Below are 22,558 nucleotides of genomic sequence, written 5' to 3' on the forward strand. Positions count from 1 at the left end.
TTTTTAGGGCGAAGCCGGCTATTGTGCGTTGCAGGCGGATTGCTGTCAAGCGCTTGGTTTGACGCCGTCCTTACGCCCGTGTTGCGGGATCACGGACGAAGGGCATAGCCGGCGACGATGCCGGCGAAGACGGCGAAGCCCAGCCAGTGGTTGTGGCGGAAGGCCCGGAAGCATCCGTCCCGGGTGCGGTCGCGGATCAGTCGCCAATGCCAGAACGCCTGGCCTAGCGCCGCTGCCATCCCCAGAGCGAATGCTCCGCCCAGCCCGGCACGCAGGCCCAGCACGCCCCAGATCGCCAGGAACAGCGCATACGAAGCCATCACCGCCGCCACATCGAAGCGGCCGAAGGTGATCGCGGAAGTCTTGATGCCGATGCGCAGATCGTCGTCACGGTCGACCATTGCGTACTCGGTGTCGTAGGCCAGGACCCAGCCCAGGTTGCCCAGGAGCAGCCAGGCGGCCGTCGCCGACACGGCGCCGTCGCGCACCGCGCTGAAGGCCATCGGAATGCCGACACTGAAAGCCACACCGAGCACCGCCTGCGGCAGCGAGACGAAACGCTTGGCGAAGGGATAGGCCAGCGTGATGGCCAACGCGCCAAAGGACCAGGCGACCGTCGGCCCGTTGGTCGTCAGCACCAGGGCGAAGGCGACCAGCGCCAGGGCAGCGCCAAGGGCCAGCGCCTCCTTGACCGACACGGCGCCGCTGGTGACGGGCCGTTGGGCGGTGCGCTTGACGTGGCGGTCGAAGTCGCGGTCGGCGACGTCATTGACGCAGCAGCCGGCGCTGCGCATGAGGATCGTGCCGAGCACGAAGACGGCCAGGAGGTGCCAGCCCGGGAAACCGTCTGCGGCGAACCACAGCGCGCCCAGCGTCGGCCAGAGAAGCAGCAGCCAGCCCGCGGGCCGGTCCCAGCGGATCAGGTCCAGATAAAGAGAAAGCCGCCCGCGGCGGGCGGGCGGCTGGGTGGCCCTGGCGCTCACTCTTCCAGGAGCGAACGCAGCATCCAGGCGGTCTGGTCGTGCACGGTGCAGCGCGCCGTGAGCATGTCGGCGGTCGGATCGTCGCCCGCCTCTTCGGCCACAGGGATGAACTCGCGCGCGATGCGCGACACCGTCTCGTGGCCCTTGACCAGGATGCGCACCATCTCCATGGCACGCGGCGGCTGCAGCGGCACATCCGGCACGGTGGCGATCTTGCTGAACTCGGCATACGAGCCCGGCGCATAGTGGCCCAGGGCACGGATGCGCTCGGCGATCACGTCGGTGGCGTTCCACAACTCGGTGTACTGGGCCATGAACATGGCATGCAGCGAGTTGAAATGCGGCCCGGTCACGTTCCAGTGGAAGTTGTGGGTCGTGAGATAGAGCGTGTACGTGTCGGCCAGTACGCGAGAAAGGCCTTCGGCGATGGCGGCGCGGTCCTGGCGGTCGATGCCGATGTTGATGATGGGCGCGTTGCGGCCACCGGATTCGGGGGCCACGCGGTCACCGCCCTTGTCGGGCACGGCACCGGCAGATGCCGCGGGCGCAGCAGCCACGATGGGGTTCTTGTCCTTCTTGGGCGACTTGGGGATCTTGGCCATGCTGGTTTCCTTTGGAGGGAGGTCGGGAACGAGGTGAACCTCGGAGAGCGAGGCGGCGAGGCCTCTACCTTAGGCGCCGGGGCCTGCCGGAGGCAACACCCCGCACTCTATCGAAGACATAGCCGGCCGCGATGCAGGCCGGCACCGCGTCAGGACAAACGTTTGACGCCCGGCAACTCGCAGGCATAGATCGCGTTGCGCAGCGCCGCGATCGCTTCGTAGCGGGTGAAGCTGCGCCGCCACGCCAGCACCACCCGGCGCGAGGGCGGCGCACCGCCTTCGCCATCGCGCACGGGCACATAGCGAACGATGGGCTCCAGATCCTTGCGCGCCTTGCTGCGGGGCTTGAGCGCCTCGGGCGGCACCGACAGGCGCGGCACCAATGTGACGCCCATGCCTGCGGCCACCATGTGCTTGATGGTCTCCAGCGAGGAGCCTTCGAAGCTCTTGCGAATGCCCTCGGCGTTGCTGGAGAAGCGGGCGAACTCCGGGCAGACCTCCAGCACATGGTCGCGGAAGCAGTGGCCAGTGCCCAGCAGCAGCATGGTCTCGTTCTTGAGCTCGTCGGAGCTGACCCATTCGCGGCTGGCCAGCGGGTGCTGGGCCGGCACGGCGGCCAGGAAAGGCTCGTCGTAGAGCTGGGCCATGGCCAGGCCGGAGTCGGGAAAGGGCTCGGCCATGATGGCGCAGTCGATCTCGCCGGCGCGCAGCATCTCCAGCAGCTTGGCGGTGAAGTTTTCCTGCAGCATCAGCGGCATCTGCGGCGTGCGCGCGATGTTCTGGCGCACCAGGTCGGGCAGCAGGTAGGGGCCGATGGTGTAGATGACGCCCAGGTTCAGTGGGCCGGCCAGCGGATCCTTGCCGCGCTTGGCGATTTCCTTGATGGTGGCGGCCTGGTCGAGCACCGACTGGGCCTGCTGCACGATCTGCTCGCCCAGCGGCGTGACCGTCACCTCGCCGGCGCTGCGCTCGAAGAGCTTGACTTCGAGTTCGTCCTCCAGCTTCTTGATCGCCACCGACAGGGTGGGCTGGGAGACGTAACAGGCCTCGGCCGCCTTGCCGAAATGCCGCTCGCGCGCCACCGCGACGATGTATTTGAGTTCGGTCAGGGTCATAGCTTGCGTCAATTATGCGCGCCGGTCCCGGGCGGGCGAAGCCCTGCCGACAGGCAGCCCTTCAGGCCTTCAGGAACTCCGCCCTCGTCCCCAGCCACCGGTCCACATGCCGGTGGGCCTGGTCCGGATGGCGGTCCAGCAGTTGGGGCGCCAGGTCGCGCGCCCATTCGAGCAGGCGCTGGTCCGTGCCCAGGTCGGCGAAGCGCAGCAGCGGCGCGCCGGACTGGCGCGCACCCAGGAATTCGCCGGGGCCGCGGATCTCCAGGTCGCGCCGAGCGATCTCGAAGCCGTCCGCCGTCTCGACCATGGCGGTGAGCCGGGCCTTGGCCGCCTGCCCCACGCGGCCGCTGTCGCCGGGCGCGTAGAGCAGCACGCAGGCCGAGGCCGCCGCGCCGCGCCCCACGCGGCCGCGCAGCTGGTGCAGCTGCGACAGCCCGAAGCGCTCGGAATGCTCGATCACCATCAGCGAGGCGTTGGGCACGTCCACGCCCACCTCGATGACCGTGGTGCTGACCAGCACCTGCAGCGTGCCGGCGCTGAAGTCGGCCATCACGGCCTGCTTCTCGGCGGTGGGCATGCGCGAATGCAGCAGGCCGACGCGCACCGTCTCGCCCAGGGCGTCGGCCAGTTCGTCGCGGGTGGCGGTGGCGTTGCGCAGGTCCACCGCCTCGCTTTCCTCGATCAGCGGGCAGACCCAGTAGACCTGCCGGCCCTGCTGGATCTGGCCGTGGATGCGGGCGATGACCTCGTCGCGCCGGTGCTCGGCCAGCAGCTTGGTGACGACCGGCGTGCGGCCCGGCGGCAGCTCGTCGAGCGTGGAGACGTCCAGGTCGGCGTAGTAGCTCATGGCCAGGGTGCGCGGGATGGGCGTGGCGCTCATCATCAGCAGGTGGGGCTCCAGCGCCTGCATGCCGTCGTTGCCTTCCGAAGCCTTGCCGCGCAGCGCCAGGCGCTGGGCCACGCCGAAGCGGTGCTGCTCGTCCACGATGGCCAGCGCCAGCCGCTGGAAGCGCACCTTCTCCGAGATGACCGCATGCGTGCCCACCACCAGCGCGGCCTCGCCGCTTTCGACCGCCGCCGCCATGGCGTCGCGCTCGCGCTTCTTCTGGCTGCCGGTCAGCCAGGCCACGCGGCGGCCCTGGGCGGCCAGCAGCGGATCGAGCCAGCCGACCAGCTTGCCGAAATGCTGCGAGGCCAGGATCTCGGTGGGCGCCATCAGGGCGCACTGGAAGCCGGCGTCGATGCAGCGGGCCGCGGCCAATGCGGCGACCAGCGTCTTGCCCGAGCCCACGTCGCCCTGCAGCAGCCGGTGCATGGGCTGGCGGTGGGCCAGGTCGGCGGCGATCTCGCGGTCGGCGCGCGCCTGGGCGCCGGTGGGCGAGAAGGGCAGCGCCGCCAGCAGGCGGGCATGCAGACTGCCTTCGCCGGTGCCCGCGCGCAGCACGGGCGCGCGCTGGGCCTCGCGGGCGCGGCGGGCCTCCAGCTGAGAGAGCTGCTGGGCCAGCAACTCGTCCGCCTTCAGCCGCTGCCAGGCGGGATGGCTGCGGTCCTCCAGCGCGGCCAGGGCCACGTCGGGCGTCGGGTGGTGCAGGAATTCGAGCGCGGCGCGCAGCGTCCAGGCGTTGTGGGGCAGCAACTCGGGGGGGATCAACTCCTCCAACGGCGCCCGCGCCAGACCGGCCTGCACGGCGCGGCGGAGCACGGGCTGAGCGAGGCCCGCAGTCGTGGCATAGACGGGCGTCAGCGCCAGCGGCAGCGCCGTGCCGGCCGCCTTGATGACCGGGTGCAGCATGGTGCGGCCCACGAATCCGCCGCGCACCTCGCCACGCGCCCGCACCCGGCTGCCGGGCGCGAGTTGCTTCTGCTGCGAGGGGTAGAAGTTGAAGAAGCGCAGCTGGCAGGTGTCGCTGCCGTCGTCCAGCGTGACGATGAGCTGGCGGCGGGGGCGGAACACGATTTCGCTGTCCACGATCGTGCCCTCGACCTGCGCATGCTCGCCGTCGCGCACATGGGCCAGTTGCACGATGCGGGTCTCGTCCTCGTAGCGCAGCGGCAGGTAGAGCGCAAAGTCGATGTCGCGCACCAGACCCAGTTTTTTCAGCGCGCGCTGCACCTGGCTTTCGCCGCTGCCGGGCGCGCGGGGGGCGCTGGGCGCAGGGGCAGGCGAAGCGAGGGGGCGCGCGGACATGGGACAATTCTGCCTCCCCGCCCTCCTCCGCCCCGTGCGGAACGCTGCCGCCCCGCGATGGCCTGCACGGAGGGCTTCCGCTTCTTTCTTGGAACGGGCCCGTCCGGCCCTCAAGCATGTCCCGCACCGACTTCACGCTCTCGGATTTCGACTTCGCGCTGCCGCCCGAACTGATCGCGCAGCAGCCCGCCCCCGAACGCAGCGCCTCGCGCCTGCTCGACGGCACCGGCCCCGAACCCGCCGACCGCATCTTCCGCGACCTGCCCACGCTGCTGCGCGACGGCGACCTGCTCGTCTTCAACGACACGCAGGTGGTCAAGGCCCGTCTCTTCGGCGAAAAGCCCACCGGCGGCCGGCTGGAGCTGCTGATCGAACGCGTGCTCGAAGGCCAAGTCGTGGCGGCCCACATGAAGGTCAGCAAGAAGCCCGCTGTCGGCACCGTGCTGCGCATGGACGCCGGCCCCGGCCAGCCGGCCTTCCGCGCCACACTGCTGGGCCGCTGGCCCGAGGAAGGCGGCCCGCTGTTCCGCTTCGCGCTGGAGAGCGACGACGGCGCCGACCCCTACACGCTGATGGAGCGCCACGGCCACGTGCCCCTGCCGCCCTACATCGAGCGCCAGCAGGCACACGAAAGCGTCAGCGAAGCCGCCGAGGACGCCCGCCGCTACCAGACCGTCTTCGCGCGCGTGCCCGGCGCCGTGGCCGCGCCCACCGCGGCGCTGCATTTCGACGAGGCCCTGCTTGCGAAGCTGGAGGCGCGCGGGGTGCGCCGCGCCAACGTCACGCTGCACGTGGGCGCCGGCACCTTCCAGCCCGTCAAGACCGAGAACATCGCCGAGCATGTGATGCATGCCGAGCGCTATGACGTGCCACCCGCCACGCAGCAGGCGATTGCCGACTGCCGCGCCCGCGGCGGCCGCGTGGTGGCGGTGGGCACCACCACCGTGCGCACACTCGAATCCTGGGCCGCCAGCGGGCAGGCGCAGGGCGACACGCAGATCTTCATCACACCGGGCTTCCGCTTCCAACACGTGGACCTGCTCGTCACCAACTTCCACCTGCCCAAGAGCACGCTGATGATGCTGGTCAGCGCCCTGGCGGGCTACGAGCGCGTGATGGCGCTCTATGCCCACGCCATCCGCGAGCGCTACCGTTTCTTCAGCTACGGGGACGCGATGCTGCTGGAGCGCGCGGCATGAACGCCCGCCCGTCTGCGCCGCGGGGCGCACGCAACCTCGGCGAAGCCGCAGCTTGCCCGGCGAGGCGACTGCTGCACACGGCCCTCCTGTGTGCGCTGGGGTTGCCGCTGCTCGCCGCCGCGCGCGGCTACACGCCCGCCGGCCGCTGCGGCGACTTCGCGCGGCTGGACATCGCCAGCCCCGCCGGCACCTGCGTCGCGCTGCTGGCCGACGAGGCCGAAGGCCTGCGTGCGCCACGCCGCATTCTGGAAGTGGCGCCCGGCCGCTACTGGATCGCCGACATGGGCTCCTGGGAGCCCAAGCGCGGCCGGCTGCTGGAAATGACGCTGCCCGCGGACGGCCCCGCCCCGCGCCGCGCGCGCATCGCCGTGCTGGCCAGCGGCCTCGACCGGCCCTCGGGCCTGGCGATGGGCCCGGACGGCAAGGTCTACGTCGGCGAGGCCGGCCGGATCTGGCGAACGCCCGTCGGCGCCGCCGGCGCCGAGCCGCAACGCGAGACCGTGATCGACCAGCTGCCCGATGACGGCACCCATCCGCTCAAGGAGATCGCCTTCGGCCCCGGCGACCGGCTCTACGTCAACGTCGGCTCCAGCAGCGACAACTGCCGCAGCGGCAAGGACGCGCCCGCCCTGCCCTGCCCCGATGGCGAAGGGGGCAAGCCCCGCGCCGCCGTGTACGAGGCGCAACTCGGCGGCCCGCAGCGCGCCGTGCAGCGCTTCGCGCCCTTCGCCACCGGCCTGCGCAACAGCATGGCGCTGGCCGCGCTGCCCGCCACGCCGGCGGCGCCCGAAGGCCGCGTGCTGCAGGGCGAGAACAGCATCGACTACCGCGACGCGCAGAGCCCGCCCGAGGAGCTGAACCTGCTGCAGCGCGGCCGCTTCTACGGCTGGCCCTACTGCGTCGGCCCGCGCAAGAACGCCCAGGGCTATGAAGGCCGCTACGACTGCAGCAAGAGCGAGGCGCCGCTGGCCCTGTGGCCAGCGCATGCCGCGCCGCTGCAGATGACGCTCGGCCCCGCCGGCACGCCCTTCGCCGGCCAGCTGCTCGTCGCCTGGCGCGGCCCGCAGGCCAGCGGCCACCGCGTGGTCGGCTTCAAGCTCGATGCCAAGACCGGCCTGCCCGCCGGCCCCGCCATCGACTGGCTCGCCGGCTGGCAGGCCAGGGACGGCATGCGGCCCATGGGCCGCCCCACCGGCCTCACCATCGACCGCGCCGGCCGCCTGCTGGTGGTGGAAGACTTCAACCGCACCGTGCTGATGCTGCTGCCCCTGCAGCCCTCCGCCGCCCCTTCTTCTTCGTCCGCCAAACCATGACCGCCCTCCAGTTCGACCTGCTGGCCACCGACCCCGACAGCCATGCGCGCCGGGGCACGCTGACCCTCAACCACGGCGTGGTGCAGACGCCGATCTTCATGCCCGTGGGCACCTACGGCACCGTCAAGGGCGTGATGCCACGCAGCCTGGAGGAGATGGGCGCGCAGATCATCCTGGGCAACACCTTCCACCTGTGGATGCGCCCCGGGCTGGACGTGATGGGCGCCTTCGGCGGCCTGCATGCCTTCGAGCAGTGGAACAAGCCCATCCTCACCGACTCGGGCGGCTTCCAGGTCTGGAGCCTGGGCGCCATGCGCAAGATCAGCGAGGAAGGCGTCAAGTTCGCCTCGCCGGTCAACGGCGACAAGCTGCTGCTCACGCCCGAGGTGTCGATGCAGATCCAGACGGTGCTGAACAGCGACATCGTCATGCAGTTCGACGAATGCACGCCCTACGAGACCCAGGGCCGCATCACCACCGAGGCCGAGGCGCGGCGGTCGATGGAGCTGAGCCTGCGCTGGGCCAGACGGTGCCAGGCCGAGTTCGCGCGGCTGCAGAACCCCAACGCGCTGTTCGGCATCGTGCAGGGCGGCATGTTCGAGCACCTGCGCGAGGAATCGCTGGCTGCGCTGGTGGAGATGGACTTCCCCGGCTACGCCGTCGGCGGCGTGAGTGTGGGCGAGCCCAAGGAGGACATGCGCCGCATCACCGCCCACACGCCGCACCGTCTGCCGGCCCACAAGCCGCGCTACCTGATGGGCGTGGGCACGCCGGAGGACCTGGTCGAGGGCGTGGCCCAGGGCGTGGACATGTTCGACTGCGTGATGCCCACCCGCAACGCGCGCAACGGCACCATCTTCACGCGCTACGGCGACCTGAAGCTGCGCAACGCCCGCCACCGCAACGACCCGCAGCCGCTGGACCCCAGCTGCACCTGCCATGCCTGCGCGGGAACGGCCGGCGTGAGCTGGGCCGACGGTGGCCGCGGCGGCTTCTCGCGCGCCTATCTGCACCACCTGGACCGCTGCGGCGAGATGCTGGGGCCGATGCTCACCACCATCCACAACCTGCACTACTACCTGAACCTGATGCGGGAGATCCGCGAGGCGCTGGACGCGGGGCGCTTCGGCGAATTCCGGCGGCAGTTCGCGAGCGACCGGGCGCGGGGCGTTTGAGAAGGTCCTCTGCCACAACGACAAAGCGGCCCGCAGGCCGCTTTTCTTTTTTGGGGCGCGACGCGCTCAGCGCATCTCTGGCGGCAGCGTGCCGCCGTTGGCCGCGATGCGGGTCATCACCTGCTTGTGCAGCCAGATGTTCCATTCGGCGGAGCCCGGCTCGGCATTGCCCGTGTAGATGAACTCACTGGCCAGTTCCTTGCGGGCGGCCAGACTGCTGTCGAGGCCGAGCAGCTTGAGCAGGTCCACGATGGAGGTGCGCCAGTTCAGCTGGGCCGCACCTGGCTTCGCATCGAGGATGGGCGCCACCTCACCCAGCGGGATGGACGGCGGTGGCGCGGGCACGGCTGGCGCCGCCGCCGGAGCTGGCGCAGCGGTCGCCGACGGTGCGGCGGGCGCGGGGGCCGGGGCGGGCGCAGCCTGGGCGCCGGGGAAGATCTTGGAAAGGATGCTGCTGAAGATGCTCACGGGCATGACTCCTGGGTCGGATGGGGAGGAACCGTCACCGCTCGGCGGCGGGTGCCCGGTTCTAGCACCTGTGCGGGGTGGCCCTGCGTCAGCGGCGGCCGTGTTCGTGATCTTCTGCCGGCTTCTGCGAAGAAATGTTGCTTAACTCTGTATCTGGACCGGGAGTGACGGTCGGCCGGGTCTCCGCCGCCTTGCCACAGCCGTGGCAGAAGCGCGCGAAGGCGCTCTTGCGGGTGCCGCAGCCCCCGCAGCGGTCGAACAGGCCGATGCCGCAGTGCGGGCAGAAGTCGATGGCCGCGTTCTTCAGGTCCACCGGCCGCTCGCAGCCCGGGCAGACGCCCTTGGCCAGGCGCGCCAGCGCCACGTCGTAGTCCAGGGCCTGGCGCCGTGCCGGCTCGGGCCGGGCCTCGGCCGCCTGCTGCCGCGCCAGGTAGCGCTGAAGCGCAGCGATGGCCCAGCGGCCCGCCAGCAGCGTCAGCAGCACGCCCACGCCGTAGCGCACATAGCCGCCATAGCTGGGCAGGTAGGGCACCAACTCCACGAAGAAGGTGAAGAGGGCGAAGAAGACGAAGCCCCAGACGAAGGGCCACCCGTTGCCCTTGCGGTGCCGCACGAAGAGCCAGCCGGCGACGGCCAGCAGCGGCAGCGTGAGGGCGAGGCGGTAGCCGAAGACGCGCAGCTCCTGCCGCCGCTCGGCCGCCTGCAGGCGCGCGGCGGCGGCGGCTTCCAGTTCATCCAGCTGGCGCTGGCTGCGTGCAGCGGCCTGGCGGGCGTCGAGTGCCCGCTGCTCCTGGCGCTCGGCCGCCGCCTGGGCCTGCCGCTGGGCGGCACGCAGTTCGTCGAGGGCGCGCGTGCGCTCGATCAGGGCCGGGTCCTGCTCAGGCCGGGCGGTGGCGCTGCGCGTGGCCAGCCAGTCGCCGAGGCTGGCCTGGGCCGAACGGGTGTTGGCCTGGGCCGTCCGGGCGCGCAGTTGCGCCTGCGCCAGGGCCTCGTCGGCCTCGGTCTGGGCCTGTTGCGCGCGGGCCAGGGCGTCGCGCTGGGCCTGAGCGGCCGGCCGGTCGATGAAGTCGTCCAGCTGCAACTGGCGCTCCACCCGCGGCAGGTCGCCCACCACCGTGCCGCCCAGGCCGATCAGGAAGCTGGCGAACACCAGGGACAACAGCCACAGGCCACGACGGAACCAGGCTTCGGACAGGCGCAGGGAGGTCTTCATGGGCGATTTCCTTTCAGGCTCGGCCGTTGGACAGCGCTTGGGGGATCCAGCCGCTCGCCCGCCGCCCGAGATGAATCGCATCGTGCCCGGGCTTTGATCTCACGGAAGTGTCGGGCTGTACCTCGCTCGGAATTTGCGGCTTCAGGTATCGCCAGGCGATACCACCGCGCAGCGCCCGTTCAGCCGGCCGCCCGCCGCGACGGTCGCGTGCCGGCATGCAGGTCGGCCCGTACGAAGGGGCGCTCGTTGCCAGCCATCCAGGCCGCAGTGCGACCGATCAGTTCGTGCGTCGGCGCGCGCGTGCCGGGCTGAATCACCAGCGCGGGCAGTACCAGCGTGAGCAGCACCGGCAGCAGGCGCAGCCTGGGATGCGGCTTGCTCCGCTGGCGCCACAGAAAGAAGCCGCTGGCCGACAGCCCCAGCAGGAAGCCCGACACCACCTCCGACACCGAATGCGCGTCCAGGGCCAGACGCGAATAGCCGATGGCCATGCCCAGGGCCCAGCCCGCGAAGGCGGCCGCCACACGCCAGCGATGCGCGAAGCTGGAAACCGCCAGCCATAGCGCCACCGGCCAGAGGGTGGTCGACAGCGTCGTGTGGCCGCTGAATCCCGTGAAGTCGATGGCGGCGACGCCAAGCCCCCAGCCCATGAACGCCAGCTTGCCCGCCACCACCGTCGCGCCCGCCGCGCCCACGCACAGCAGCCACAGCCACATCACGGGCCGCGTCCGCCGCGCCCAGCCCAGCCAGGCGGTGATGGCCAGCGCCATCGGCATCATCAGGCTGCTGTCGCCCAGCCAGGTCAGGGCATGCCAGTTCAGGAAAGCGTTCATCGACAAGGCGTCAGGGCTGGGCGAGCAGGCCGGCGACCCGCTCCTGCAACAGTTCGGGCTGCACCGCCGAAGCCGGCAGGGGCGCGCCCACGTTCAGGCCCACGCGGCTCCAGAAGCCGCGGCGGAAGGGCCGCACCATGGCCACCGGCTCGCCGCCGCGCAGCTCGATGCGGCTGAAGTACGAGCCCCACAGATTCGTCAGCGCCATCGGCACCACCGGCACGGCCAGGCCGTCCTCCTGCGCGCGGGCCAGGATCTTCATCACGCCGCCCTTGAAGGGTTGCAGCGTGCCGTCGCGCGTGATGCCGCCTTCGGGAAAGATGCCCAGCAGGTCGCCCTCGCGCAGCACCTGGGCCGCCTCGTCGAAGGCGCGCTCGTAGGCGGCCGGGTCTTCCTTCTGTGGCGCGATCGGGATCGCCTTGGCCAGCCGGAACAGCCAGCCGAGCACCGGCACGCGGAAGATGCGGTGGTCCATCAGGAAGCGGATCGGCCGCGGGCTGGCCGCCATCAGCAGCACGGCGTCGACGAAGCTCACGTGGTTGCACACCAGCACGGCCGGGCCCTGGTCGGGGATCTGCTCGTCGCCACGCACCTTGAAGCGGTAGACCAAGCGCGACGCCACCCAGGCGATGAAGCGCAGCAGGTACTCCGGCACCAGCAGGAAGATGTAGCCCGCCACCAGCGCATTGGCAATGCCGGTGAAGAGGAAGACCTGCGGGATGCTGAAGCCGGCGCCGATCAGCGCCCCGGCGATCACGGCGCTGGCGATCATGAACAGCGCATTGAGGATGTTGTTGGCCGCGATGATCCGCGCCCGGTGCGTGGGCTGGCTGCGCAGTTGGATCAGCGCATACATCGGCACGCTGTAGAGGCCCGCGAACAGCGACAGCAGCGCCAGGTCGGCCATCACCCGCCAGTGCGCCGGCTGGGCCAGGAAGGCGGCGAGGCCCATCTCGGCCGAGGGCGGCAGCCCGCGCGAGCCGAAGTACAGGTCGATGGCGAACACGCTCATGCCGATGGCACCCAGCGGCACCAGGCCGATTTCGACCTGGCGGCGCGACAGCGTCTCGCACAGCAGCGAGCCCGCGCCGATGCCCACCGAGAACACCACCAGCAGCAGCGAGGCGACCTGTGCGTCGCCGTGCAGCACCTCCTTGGCGAAGCTCGGGAACTGCGACAGGAAGATGGCGCCGAAGAACCACATCCACGAAATGCCCAGCAGCGAGCGGAACACCACCGTGTTGCCATGCGCGAGCTTGAGGTTGCGCCAGGTCTCGGTCACCGGGTTCCAGTTGACGGCCAGGCCCGGGTCGGTGGCCGGCGCCGCGGGCACGGCCTGCGCCGTCAGCCGGCCGATGCCGGCCACCGCCACGCAGGCCGCCGCCACGGTGCCGTGGCCGATGCCAGGCAGCGCCACCAGCAGGCCGCCCGCCACCTGACCCAGCAGGATGGCGACGAAGGTGCCCATCTCCACCATGCCGTTGCCACCCGTCAGCTCATGCGCGTCGAGCGCCTGCGGCAGGTAGGCGAACTTGACCGGGCCGAACAGCGTGGAATGCAGCCCCATCAGGAAGACGCAGCCCAGCAGCACCGGCACGTTGGCAGCCACGAAGCCCCAGCCGGCCAGCGCCATGATCGCGATCTCCAGCGTCTTGACCAGCCGGATGATGCGGGCCTTGTCGTACTTGTCGGTGAGCTGCCCCGCCGTGGCCGAGAACAGCAGGAAGGGCAGGATGAACAGCGCCCCGATCGCCAGCCCCGCCAGCGAGGGCGGCAGCCACGCCACCTGCAGCTGGTAGGTCACCATCACCGTGAAGGCGAACTTGAACAGGTTGTCGTTGGCGGCCCCGGCGAACTGCGTCCAGAAGAAGGGTGCGAAGCGGCGCTGGCGCAGCAGGGCGAACTGGTTGGCGTGCGCCGGAGAAGCGGCGGCCGGTGGGGCGTCGGTGCGCATGGTCTGGTCCTGAAGTCCGGCCCGCGCCCATGGCCGATGGGCACGTGGGGTACCGGCGCCCGCCGCATTCTGCCGCAGCGGGGCCCGCCCCACGGCGGCCAGCACGGGCAGTGCCGCCAGCGCCGCCGCCAGGTGCTTGAGGCTGTGGCCCGACACCGCCTGCCCGGTCGCCTCGAAGAGGGCAAAGTCATTCATCTCCAGCAGCTTGGCGAACAGGTAGGCCGCCAGCACGGCCCCGATGCGCAGGCCCAGTGCACCGGCCGCCATGGGGCGACGCCAGGCCCAGACGATGAAACCGATGCCGCCGTACTGCACCACGGCCCAGGGCAGCACGTTGCCGTCCACCTGGGGCCACGCCGCCGACACCGCTCCCAGCAACAGCACACCCCACAGCACGGGCCGCACCGCCGCCAGCGTCAACCGCTCGGCCACGACCAACGCCCAGACCCCCGCGAAGGCGACCGCCATGCCCAGCCGGTCGCCCGCCAGCCGGCCGGCCGCCGGCAAAGTTCGCGCCCGCAGTCGCGCCAGGCCCCACAGGCCGGCCAGGGCGAAAGGCAGGTTGCTCAGCACGTCGAAGGCGTTGGGGATGCCCCAGCGTGGTCGCACGTCGGCGAAGGGTGCGGCCACGGCCGGTGCATGTGCCTGCAAGTGGCCGTGCGCATCCAGGGGCAGGCCGAGCGCCGCCAGCAAGGCCGGCCCGGCCAGCCAGGCGGCGAGCCAGAGCAGCAGCAGGCCGGCCAGCGCCAGCCCGAGGCCGCGTGGCAGAAGGGCGGCGTCGGTGATGGTAGGCGCGGGGTCGGCAGCGGAGGCGGTGGATGAAGACATGGCCAGCAGGAGGACTTGAAGAAGGTGGCGCAGTCTCCCGGCCCACCCTCGCCGCCGAGGCTCATATTCCAATACAGTGGCAGACAGAACCACTCCAGGTATCGCCTGCCGATACCGCCTCGCCCCGTGAGCACCACCCAGGACCTCGTCAGCGCCATCAAGCGCGAACTCAAGGCGGCGCAGATGACCTACGCCGATCTGGCCGCGGCGCTTGGCCTGGCCGAATCCAGCGTCAAGCGCATGCTGGCCCGGGGCGACATGCCGCTGGCGCGCATCGACGCCATCTGCCGCGCCCTGCGTATCGACTTCGCCGACCTGGCGCGGCGCGTGGCCGACAGCCAGCCGCTGCTGCGCGAGCTGACGCAGGAGCAGGAGCAGGCCGTGGTGCGCGACCGCAAGCTGCTGCTGGTCGCCATCAACGTGCTGAGCCAGTGGACGCTGGAGCAGATCGTCGGCACCTACCGGATCACCGAGGCCGAATGCATCGGCTACCTGGCGCAGCTGGACCGCATCGGCATCATCGAGCTGCGGCCGCTCAACCGCTACCGCCTCAAGGTGGCCAAGACCTTCCGCTGGCGGCCGCATGGGCCGGTGATGCAGTTCTTCCGTGAGGAGGTGGTGCTCGACTACTATGCCGGCGGCTTCGACGGCCCGGCCGAGGGACTGCTGCTGGTGCACGGCTCCATCTCGCGGGCACTGGCGCCGGCCTTCCTGGAGCGGCTGCAGCGCGTGGCGCAGGACTTCGCCCAGCAGCACCAGACCGACCAGAAGCTGCCCGCTGGCGAGCTGGAGGGCTACACCCTTCTGTTGGCCATGCGGGAGTGGGAGTTCGCCCAGTTCACCCAGCTGCGGCGATGAAGGGCTTTGGCGCCAGCGCATCCGCCCCTAGAATCGCGCCCCGCAGGAGAACGCACCGCCCACCGGCACCGGCCGGGCGGCGCTACCGAAGGCGCAAACTCCCATAAACGCTCAGGTCGGTCCGGCAACGGGCCCGTACTGCAACATCCATCACGCCGTCTGGAGAGCCGCCACGCGATGTGGCGCACCGAAGGAGCAAACCCGCCGCGCGCGCTGCGGGTGAAACTCTCAGGTACCAAGGACAGGGGGAGCGGCAACCTGAACGCGTCATGCGGCGGTTGCTCCTTTGTGTTCCAAGGACGAGTCCCCGCTGCCGCGTTCATGCGCTGCAACCTGAAAGGGGTTCTTCCATGCGCGTGATCGTCCTCGGCGCCGGCCTGCTCGGCACCACCTCCGCCTACTTCCTCTCCCAGCTCGGCCACGACGTGACCGTCGTCGACCGCCAGGCCACGCCCGGCGCCGAGACCAGCTTCGCCAACGGCGGGCAGATCTCCGTCAGCCATGCCGAACCCTGGGCCAACCCCGGCGCGCCGCTCAAGCTACTGAAGTGGCTGGGCCGCGAGGACGCGCCGCTGCTCTTCCGCCTGCGGCCCGACCTGCGGCAGTGGCTCTGGGGCCTCGCCTTCCTGCGCGAATGCACGCCCGCGCGCACCCGCCACAACATCGAACAGATCGTGCGCCTGGGCACCTACAGCCGCGACGTGCTGCAGCAGCTGCGCCGCGACACCGGCATCGCCTACGACCAGCGCACGCAGGGCATCCTGCACTTCTATACCTCGCAGAAGGAATTCGACGCCGCCCAGGCACCGGCCGAGCAGATGCGCCAGCTCGGCTGCGAGCGGCAGGTGATCGACGCCGACCATGCCGTGCGCCTGGAACCCGCCCTCGCCCACATCCGTCCGCAACTCGCCGGCGCCACCTACACGGCCGAGGACGAGTCGGGCGACGCCAACCGCTTCACGCGCGAACTGGCCAGGAAGGCCGAGGCCGCCGGCGTGCGCTTCCTGATGGGCCACACCATCACCGCGCTGCGCGAGGTGGCCGGCGAACTGGACCATGTGGAAGCCACCGACGTGGAAGGCCGCTACCAGCGCCTGCGCGCCGATGCCTATGTGCTGGCCATGGGCTCGTTCAGCCCGCTGCTGGCGGCGCCGCTGGGCATCCGGCTGCCGATCTACCCGGCCAAGGGCTATTCCGTGACCATGCCGGTCAAGGACGCCAGCCGCGCGCACCAGGTCTCGCTGACGGACGACGAATTCAAGCTGGTGTTCTCGCGCCTGACCGGGCCGCAGGGCGACCGCCTGCGCATCGCGGGCACGGCCGAGCTCAATGGCTACGACCGCGACCTGAACACCGTGCGCTGCGAGGCCATCGTGCGCCGCGTGGAGCAGCTCTTTCCCGGTGCGGGCGACACGGCGCGGGCCCAGTTCTGGAGCGGCCTGCGTCCGGCCACGCCGAGCAACGTGCCGATCATCGGCGCCAGCCGCATCGGCCGGCTGTTCCTCAACACCGGCCACGGCACGCTGGGCTGGACGCATGCCTGCGGCTCGGGCCAGTCCATCGCGCGCATTGTGAGCGGACTGGCGCCGGAGGTGGAATTCGCCTTCACCGCCGCGACCCGCGTGGGCAACGTGCCCGGACCGCTCGCTAGCGCTGCCTGATCGGCTCCGACACACGGGCGCGCTATCGTCGGCCGCATGACCACCGCCCACCACCGCCGCCCCGTCGACCTGGCCAAGGCCTACCGCCTGCTCAACCACGGCCCCACCGTGCTGGTGAGCGCGGCGGCGGGCGGACGCCGCAACATCATGGCGGCCGCCTGGGCGATGCCCCTGGACTTCGACCCGCCCAAGGTGGCCGTGGTGCTGGACAAGAGCACCTTCACCCGCGAACTGCTGGAAGCCAGCGGCGAATTCGCGCTGCAGGTGCCGGTGCGGGCGCAACTGGACCTGTGCAACGCCCTGGGCAGCGTCTCGGGCCGGGATGCCGATGCGTTGGGCGGCCTCGACAAGTTCGCGGCCTATGGCCTGGCCACCTTTGCCGGCAGCGCGACGGACGCGCCGCTGCTGGACGGCTGCGCCGCCTGGCTGGAATGCCGGCTGCTGCCCGAGCCGCCGATCCAGCAGCGCTACGACCTGTTCCTGGGCGAGGTGGTGGCCGCCCAGGCCGATGCGCGCGTCTTCTCGGACGGCCGCTGGCATTTCGACGGCCACGACGCGCTGCGCACCCTGCACCACGTGGCGGGCGGGCACTTCCTGATCGACGGCGACGCGGCGGACGCGCAGCCGCTGGCACCGCTTCGGCGCTGAACCGGCCCGCCGCGCACTGCGGCGGTGCTTTTTGTACGCAATTTTTGGCGGCGATTGCGTGCAAACAATGAGCGCACGCTGGCACACGCCTTGCGTAGGCCATCGGCATGGACGCCATCGCCACGCCATCGCCCGCCGCCATCGAGCTCGTCGCGCTGACCAAGCGCTATGCGCAGGGCGCGCCAGCCGTGGACGCCATCGACCTGCGCATTGCCAGCGGCAGCTACTGCTGCCTGCTCGGCCCCTCGGGCTGCGGCAAGAGCACCACGCTGCGCATGATCGCGGGGCACGAGTCGGTGACCAGCGGCGACATCCTGCTGGAGAACCGCAACATCACCGACCTGCCCGCCGCCGCGCGCGGCACGGCCATGATGTTCCAGAGCTTCGCCCTCTTCCCGCACCTGTCGGCGCTGGACAACGTCGCCTTCAGCCTCAAGATGAAAGGCGTGGCCAGGGCCGAGCGCCAGGCCCGCGCGCAGGACCTGCTGGAGCGCGTCTCGCTCGGCCACCTGGCGCAGCGCAAGCCGGGTGAGCTGTCCGGCGGCCAGCAGCAGCGCGTGGCGCTGGCCCGGGCCCTCATCACCCAGCCGCGCGTGCTGCTGCTGGACGAGCCGCTCTCCGCCCTCGACCCCTTCCTGCGCGTGCAGATGCGCGCCGAGCTGCGCCGCTGGCAGAAGGAGCTGGGCCTGACCTTCATTCACGTCACGCATTCGCAGGAAGAGGCGATGGCGCTGGCCGACACCATGGTGGTGATGAACCACGGCCGCATCGAGCAGGTCGGCTCGCCGCATGCGGTCTACAACGCCCCGGCCACCGAGTTCGTGGCGCGCTTCATGGGCGGCCACAACGTGATCCAGACCGGCACGGGCAAGGTGGCCGTGCGCAACGACCACCTGCAGATCCGGCCGGCCGCGGGCGACGCCGCCGTCGTGGCAGTGCCTGGCATGGGCGCCACCGTCACCGACGTCGAATACCAGGGCACCTACGTGCTGCTCGGCCTGCAGGCGCAGGACGCGGCTGGCGCCAACGGCGTGTCGGTGATGCTGCCCGAAGCCCGCTTCGCCGAACGGCCCTATGCCCTGGGCGAAGACGTGCACCTGTTCTGGGCGCCGCACCAGGCACATGCACTGCCGGCCTGAGCCGCACGCCCAAGCCGTCGCCTCTGCCCTTTCTTTTTTCCAACCGCGCTCGCGCTTCCTCATCCCCCAACAAGGAGTCCTCGATGTCCGACACGCTCGATCCCCGCACCCCCGGCCTTTCGCGCCGCAGCCTGCTGCAAGGCGGCGCCGGCATGGCCGGCATCCTGGCCACGGGGGCGGCGCCCTTCGTCCATGCGCAGGAGAAGATGGTGCTGCGCTACCTGGGCACCGCGGTGAACCAGGACAAGGCCATCGCCGAGAAGTTCAAGGCCGACACCGGCATCGAGATCCAGTACGTGGCCGTGACCACCGACGACGTGACCAAGCGCGCCGTCACCGCGCCCAACAGCTTCGACCTGATCGACACCGAGTTCTTCTCGCTCAAGAAGATCGTGCCCACCGGCAACCTGAAGGGCATCGACGTCAAGCGCGTGAAGAACGCCGACAAGATCACCTCGCTCTTCACCAAGGGCGAAGTCGCCGGCAAGGCCGTGGGTGACCAGGGCACGGCGCCCAAGAAAGTGATCTTCCTCGAAGGCGAGAAGAGCAAGGTCTTCGCCAAGGCGCCCACGCAGTGGATGACGCTGATCCCCACCACCTACAACGCCGACACGCTGGGCATCCGTCCCGACCTGATCAAGCGCCCGATCGAGAGCTGGGCCGAGCTGCTCAACCCCGAGTTCAAAGGCAAGGCCGCGATCCTGAACATCCCTTCCATCGGCATCATGGACGCGGCGATGGTGGTGGAGGCCAAGGGCATCCACAAGTACAAGGACAAGGGCAACATGAGCAAGGCCGAGATCGACCTGACGATCAAGACGCTCATCGAAGCCAAGAAGGCCGGGCAGTTCCGCGCACTGTGGAAGGACTTCAACGAGTCGGTGAACCTGATGGCTTCGGGCGAGGTGGTGATCCAGTCGATGTGGAGCCCCGCCGTGACCGCGGTGCGCAGCAAGGGCATCGACTGCGTGTTCCAGCCGCTGAAGGAAGGCTATCGCGCCTGGGCATCCGGCTTCGGCCTGCCGGCCACGCTGTCGGGCAAGAAGCTGGACGCCGCCTACGAGTTCATCAACTGGTTCCTCGACGGCTGGGCCGGCGCGTACCTCAACCGCCAGGGCTACTACAGCGCCGTGCTGGAGACGGCCAAGGCCAAGATGGAACCCTACGAGTGGGCCTACTGGATGGAAGGCAAGCCGGCCACGCAGGACATCAAGAGCCCGCAGGGCGTGGTGATCGCCAAGGCGGGCAGCGTGCGCGACGGCGGCAGCTACGAGCAGCGCATGGGCGGCATCGCGTGCTGGAACGCGGTGATGGATGAGAACGAATACATGGTCCGGAAATGGAACGAATTCGTCGCCGCATAAAGGGACCACCCCCGTTGCTTGCTCACTTCGTGTAGCCGCCTCCCCCCTCAAGGGGGCGCACCCAGCGGCCCGGCAAAGCCGGTTCCGCGGGTGCTCCCGCGGCGGCTCGCTGCGCTTGCCGGGGTGATCGCTCTTGTGGGTTGGAGCGGGCGCGTGGGGGTTGACGCTCTTTTCGCTTCGCCTCGCTTCGCATTGGCGGCGTTGACGCCCCCTGCTTCATCTTTCGCGCTTCGGCGCTTTCTCCTCATCCCTGACTGCCATGAGTGCTCCCACATCCAGCGTCCATGCTTCTGCGCCGATGGAGGGCGGGGCCAAGCCTTGGTGGCAGGCGGCACCGTTCGCGCTGGTGTTCCTGCTCTTCTTCGTGGTGCCGCTGGTGCTGATCGGCATGGTCAGCCTGTGGGACTTCAACGAGTACGAGCTGATTCCCGCGGTCTCGCTGCGCAACTACCTCGCGATCTTCGAGGGCTGCTCGCACCTCACGGACAACGGCGATCTGTGCGTGACGCTGTCGACGTATCTGTCGACCTTCAAGTTCTGCCTGCTGGTGTGGGCGATCACGCTGGTGCTGGGCTTCGCGGTGGCGTACTTCCTGGCCTTCCACGTGCGCTCGCCGGGCATGCAGACGCTGCTGTTCGTGCTGTGCACGGTGCCCTTCTGGACCAGCAACGTGATCCGCATGATCTCGTGGGTGCCGCTGCTGGGCCGCAACGGCCTGGTCAACCAGACGCTGATGGGCCTGGGGCTGGTGCACGAGCCGGTGGAGTGGCTGCTGTTCTCCGACTTCTCGGTGGTGCTGGCCTTCGTGCACCTCTACACCATGTTCATGATCGTGCCGATCTTCAACAGCATGATGCGCATCGACCGCAGCCTGCTCGAAGCGGCCGACGACTGCGGCGCCTCGGGCTGGCAGACGCTGTGGAACGTGATCGTGCCGCTGTCGCGCACCGGCATCCTGATCGGCTCCATCTTCGTCATCACCATCGTGATGGGCGACTTCGTGACCATCGGCGTGATGGGCGGCCAGCAGATCGCTTCGGTGGGCAAGATCATCCAGGTGCAGACCAGCTACCTGCAGTTCCCGCTGGCGGCGGCCAATGCGGTGATCCTGCTGGCGGTGGTGCTGATGATCATCTGGGCCTTGACGCGGGTGGTCGACATCCGGAAAGAGTTGTAGCCAGCACTTGGGCCCACCCCCGTGGCGCCTTCGGCGCCTCCCCCTCAAGGGGGCGGCACCAGCGGCCCGGCGGAGCCGGTTCCGCGGTGCCACCCGCGAAGACCGGCGGCGACAGCAACGATAGCAACGACAGGAGTGACTTTCATGCAGGCTCGGGTTTCTGAGGCGCGTGCGCCGGGGTTCTGGCCGCTGGCGGCGGTGTTCGTGCTGTTCGTGCTGTTTCTGTACGGGCCGATGTTCACCATCTTCGTGCTGTCCTTCCAAGGGCCGGAGGGTGGGCTGACCTTTCCGATGCGGGGGGTGTCGCTGCACTGGTTCCGGCAGCTCGCGGAAGGGCTGGGCACGGTGGATATCGGTGCAGCCTTCCGGCGCTCGCTGGCGCTGGGCACGGCGGTGATGGCCCTCACGGTGGGGCTGTCGGTGCTGGCGGGGCTGGCCTTCCGCAAGCGGCTGGCGGGCGGCGGGGCGCTGTTCTACGTGAGCATCGCCAGCCTGATCATGCCGTCCATCATCGTGTCGCTGGGCATCGGCCTGCAGTTCCGGCTGATCGACACCGGCCTCAAGTCGGCCCTGGCCGCGCTGGGCGCGGACGGCATGCTCGAAAATTACGGCACTGCGCTCGGCCTGTTCACCTCGGCCCTGGGCGCCCACCTCACCTGGACGCTGCCTTTCGGCCTGCTCATCATGTTCGCCGTGTTCAACCGCTTCAATCCCGCCTACGAGGAGGCCGCCCGCGACCTGGGCGCCACGCCATGGCAGAGCTTCCGCCATGTGGTGCTGCCGCTGATCGGCCCCTCCATCGTCGGCATCGGCATGTTCGGCTTCACGCTGAGCTGGGACGAGATCGCCCGCACCTCGCAGGCCATCGGCGACGTCAACACCCTGCCGCTGGAGTTGCAGGGCCTGACCTCCACCGTCACCACGCCGGCCATCTATGCGCTGGGCACGGTCACCACCGTGGTGTCGCTGGGCGTGATGGGCCTCACCGTGGGCCTGGCGCTGCTGCTGCGCCGCCGCCAGACGCCGGGCCGCCGATGACGTCGGGGGACAGCGGCCCCGCCGCCGCCACCACGGCGCTGACCGAGGCGCAGATGTACGAGCGCATCGTCTCGGCCATCCTCGACCACAAGCTGCCGCCCGGCACCAAGCTGGTGGAGGACAAGCTGGCCAGCGCCTTCGGCGTCTCGCGCACGCGCATCCGTCCGGTGCTGGTGCGCCTGGCCAACGAGCAGGTGGTCACGCTGACGCCCAACCGCGGCGCCACCATCGCCGAGCCCACTCAGGAAGAAGCGCGCGAGGTCTTCGGCGCGCGGCGGCTGATCGAGCCGACGCTGGTCGAGCTGTTCGTGGCCCGCGCCAGCGATGCCGACGTGCAGCGCCTGCGCGCCTCGGCCGAGGCGGAGGAGACCGCCCGCACCAGCGGCGACATGCGCCGCGCGATCCGGCTGGCGGGCGACTTCCACCTGGCCATCGCCGAGCGCTCGGGCAACCAGACGCTGGGCCGCATCCTGCGCGAGCTGATCTCGCGCACCTCGCTGATCCTGATGACCTACAGCTCGGCCCATGCCGACGAGCGCGAGGAGGCCACGGCCTGCGGCTGCCGCGAGCACCGGGCGCTGATCGACGCCATCCGCCTGCGCGATGCGCCGGAGGCGGCCAGGCGCATGCACGAGCACCTGACGCGGCTGGAGTCGCAGCTGGCCTTCGATTCGCGGCCGGAGACGGCGGGCGACCTGGCGCGGCTGCTCGGCGTGGTGGGCTGAGACGGCCTGGCGGCCCTGTGCCTGGCCTGTCCGGGTTTTGCCGAAGGGTCGAAGGGAGGATGCCCAGGCGTCGACCT

At 70.2% G+C, this 22,558-nt stretch carries 19 protein-coding genes and 1 riboswitch; of the genes, 11 read left to right on the top strand and 8 right to left on the bottom strand.

Features of this window, described 5'->3' with window-relative positions:
* Window positions 1-89: 89 nt before the first annotated feature.
* From ubiA to recG, 4 genes are all read right to left on the bottom strand, one after another.
* Window positions 90-983, bottom strand: coding sequence for a 4-hydroxybenzoate octaprenyltransferase (gene ubiA / locus ACT54X_RS12900; protein ID WP_476346899.1), 894 nt, complete (start codon window positions 981-983; stop codon window positions 90-92).
* The gene (locus ACT54X_RS12905; RefSeq protein ID WP_255697234.1) at window positions 980-1,585 is read right to left on the bottom strand and encodes a Dps family protein; all 606 of its coding nucleotides are present in this window, start codon (window positions 1,583-1,585) and stop codon (window positions 980-982) included. The genes ubiA and ACT54X_RS12905 overlap by 4 nt, the downstream gene beginning before the upstream one ends.
* Before the next feature lie 149 nt (window positions 1,586-1,734).
* A complete protein-coding gene (locus ACT54X_RS12910) occupies window positions 1,735-2,700 on the bottom strand; it encodes a LysR substrate-binding domain-containing protein (RefSeq protein ID WP_114801399.1) in 966 nt (321 codons plus the stop codon).
* A gap of 61 nt (window positions 2,701-2,761) precedes the next feature.
* A complete protein-coding gene (recG, locus tag ACT54X_RS12915; RefSeq protein WP_294368153.1) occupies window positions 2,762-4,888 on the bottom strand; it encodes an ATP-dependent DNA helicase RecG in 2,127 nt (708 codons plus the stop codon).
* A gap of 116 nt (window positions 4,889-5,004) precedes the next feature.
* Here recG and queA point away from each other — a divergent pair, with 116 nt between their 5' ends.
* Genes queA through tgt form a run of 3 tightly spaced genes read left to right on the top strand, consistent with a single transcriptional unit; the run spans window position 5,005 to window position 8,575 of the window.
* Complete coding sequence (gene queA / locus ACT54X_RS12920; protein ID WP_294368151.1) at window positions 5,005-6,087, top strand: tRNA preQ1(34) S-adenosylmethionine ribosyltransferase-isomerase QueA; 1,083 nt, start codon at window positions 5,005-5,007, stop codon at window positions 6,085-6,087.
* Window positions 6,084-7,400: a PQQ-dependent sugar dehydrogenase gene (locus ACT54X_RS12925; RefSeq protein WP_476346903.1), complete on the top strand. Its 1,317-nt coding sequence runs from the start codon at window positions 6,084-6,086 to the stop codon at window positions 7,398-7,400. Before queA ends, ACT54X_RS12925 begins: the two co-directional genes overlap by 4 nt.
* The gene (gene tgt / locus ACT54X_RS12930) at window positions 7,397-8,575 is read left to right on the top strand and encodes a tRNA guanosine(34) transglycosylase Tgt (RefSeq protein ID WP_294368147.1); all 1,179 of its coding nucleotides are present in this window, start codon (window positions 7,397-7,399) and stop codon (window positions 8,573-8,575) included. The genes ACT54X_RS12925 and tgt overlap by 4 nt, the downstream gene beginning before the upstream one ends.
* Before the next feature lie 66 nt (window positions 8,576-8,641).
* Here the strand turns inward: tgt and ACT54X_RS12935 are convergent, their stop codons facing one another.
* The 4 genes from ACT54X_RS12935 to ACT54X_RS12950 all read right to left on the bottom strand — a co-directional run bounded on the left by ACT54X_RS12935 (window position 8,642) and on the right by ACT54X_RS12950 (window position 13,043).
* Window positions 8,642-9,043, bottom strand: coding sequence for a DUF3597 domain-containing protein (locus ACT54X_RS12935; protein WP_294368145.1), 402 nt, complete (start codon window positions 9,041-9,043; stop codon window positions 8,642-8,644).
* A gap of 88 nt (window positions 9,044-9,131) precedes the next feature.
* Window positions 9,132-10,256, bottom strand: coding sequence for a serine endopeptidase (locus ACT54X_RS12940; protein ID WP_476346905.1), 1,125 nt, complete (start codon window positions 10,254-10,256; stop codon window positions 9,132-9,134).
* A gap of 179 nt (window positions 10,257-10,435) precedes the next feature.
* Complete coding sequence (locus ACT54X_RS12945; RefSeq protein ID WP_294368138.1) at window positions 10,436-11,089, bottom strand: phosphatase PAP2 family protein; 654 nt, start codon at window positions 11,087-11,089, stop codon at window positions 10,436-10,438.
* A gap of 10 nt (window positions 11,090-11,099) precedes the next feature.
* Window positions 11,100-13,043: an MFS transporter gene (locus ACT54X_RS12950; RefSeq protein WP_294368411.1), complete on the bottom strand. Its 1,944-nt coding sequence runs from the start codon at window positions 13,041-13,043 to the stop codon at window positions 11,100-11,102.
* 954 nt (window positions 13,044-13,997) lie between these two features.
* Between ACT54X_RS12950 and ACT54X_RS12955 the strand changes: the two genes are divergently transcribed.
* The 8 genes from ACT54X_RS12955 (at window position 13,998) to ACT54X_RS12990 (ending at window position 22,481) form a co-directional block, all read left to right on the top strand.
* Complete coding sequence (locus tag ACT54X_RS12955) at window positions 13,998-14,729, top strand: helix-turn-helix domain-containing protein (RefSeq protein WP_354320402.1); 732 nt, start codon at window positions 13,998-14,000, stop codon at window positions 14,727-14,729.
* 149 nt (window positions 14,730-14,878) lie between these two features.
* Window positions 14,879-14,984, top strand: a riboswitch (glycine riboswitch).
* 95 nt (window positions 14,985-15,079) lie between these two features.
* The gene (locus ACT54X_RS12960) at window positions 15,080-16,390 is read left to right on the top strand and encodes a D-amino acid dehydrogenase (protein ID WP_476346908.1); all 1,311 of its coding nucleotides are present in this window, start codon (window positions 15,080-15,082) and stop codon (window positions 16,388-16,390) included.
* Window positions 16,391-16,426: 36 nt separating this feature from the next.
* Window positions 16,427-17,038 (top strand): flavin reductase family protein, encoded by a 612-nt coding sequence (locus ACT54X_RS12965; RefSeq protein WP_294368130.1) that lies wholly within the window; start codon window positions 16,427-16,429, stop codon window positions 17,036-17,038.
* A gap of 107 nt (window positions 17,039-17,145) precedes the next feature.
* A complete protein-coding gene (locus ACT54X_RS12970) occupies window positions 17,146-18,177 on the top strand; it encodes an ABC transporter ATP-binding protein (protein ID WP_294368127.1) in 1,032 nt (343 codons plus the stop codon).
* An 83-nt stretch (window positions 18,178-18,260) separates the two neighbouring features.
* Complete coding sequence (locus ACT54X_RS12975) at window positions 18,261-19,541, top strand: ABC transporter substrate-binding protein (protein WP_114801404.1); 1,281 nt, start codon at window positions 18,261-18,263, stop codon at window positions 19,539-19,541.
* Between the two features lie 259 nt (window positions 19,542-19,800).
* The gene (locus ACT54X_RS12980; RefSeq protein ID WP_476346911.1) at window positions 19,801-20,718 is read left to right on the top strand and encodes an ABC transporter permease; all 918 of its coding nucleotides are present in this window, start codon (window positions 19,801-19,803) and stop codon (window positions 20,716-20,718) included.
* A 144-nt stretch (window positions 20,719-20,862) separates the two neighbouring features.
* Window positions 20,863-21,756, top strand: a complete 894-nt coding sequence (locus tag ACT54X_RS12985) for an ABC transporter permease (RefSeq protein WP_294368117.1) — start codon at window positions 20,863-20,865, stop codon at window positions 21,754-21,756.
* Window positions 21,753-22,481, top strand: coding sequence for a GntR family transcriptional regulator (locus tag ACT54X_RS12990; RefSeq protein WP_294368114.1), 729 nt, complete (start codon window positions 21,753-21,755; stop codon window positions 22,479-22,481). The genes ACT54X_RS12985 and ACT54X_RS12990 overlap by 4 nt, the downstream gene beginning before the upstream one ends.
* Window positions 22,482-22,558 lie beyond the last annotated feature (77 nt).

This window comes from Pseudacidovorax sp. DMC4, assembly GCF_056314265.1.